We start from the raw sequence: 251 nt of genomic DNA, 5'->3' as shown, positions 1-251 counted from the left end.
CGACCACTTCACCCGCCTGGACCCGATCAAAGCCAAGAACAACGCCATCAAGAAGCTCAACAGCCTCGGCTTCAGTGTCACCATCACCCCGGCCACCGCAGCCTGAGGAACCCTACTTTCGTATTAGATGATTAAGTCCTATTGGATTTAGTGGTCGTAGGCAATGAGTGAGCGCTTGCGGGGCGCGTTGATGCGCCAGTTGTGCCAGATGCCTGCGGCGAGGGCGAGGAGTCTGGCTGCCACCCGGGCGT

General features: G+C 59.0%; 1 protein-coding gene and 1 pseudogene. Both read right to left on the bottom strand.

What is annotated here, in order from left to right; all coding sequences use genetic code 11:
* Positions 1-96: DUF3096 domain-containing protein (locus M8J71_RS23775; protein ID WP_374114898.1), on the bottom strand; the 96-nt coding region annotated here is incomplete at its 3' end.
* A gap of 51 nt (positions 97-147) precedes the next feature.
* A pseudogene (locus M8J71_RS23155) lies at positions 148-251 on the bottom strand (IS982 family transposase); the annotation flags it as partial.

Origin of the sequence: Pseudarthrobacter sp. R1 (genome assembly GCF_024494415.1) — a bacterium.
In the GTDB taxonomy this organism is placed as follows: Bacteria; Actinomycetota; Actinomycetes; order Actinomycetales; family Micrococcaceae; genus Arthrobacter.
The sequence above is the reverse complement of the archived record's forward strand: the minus strand, read 5'-3'. Positions and strand labels throughout refer to the sequence as shown.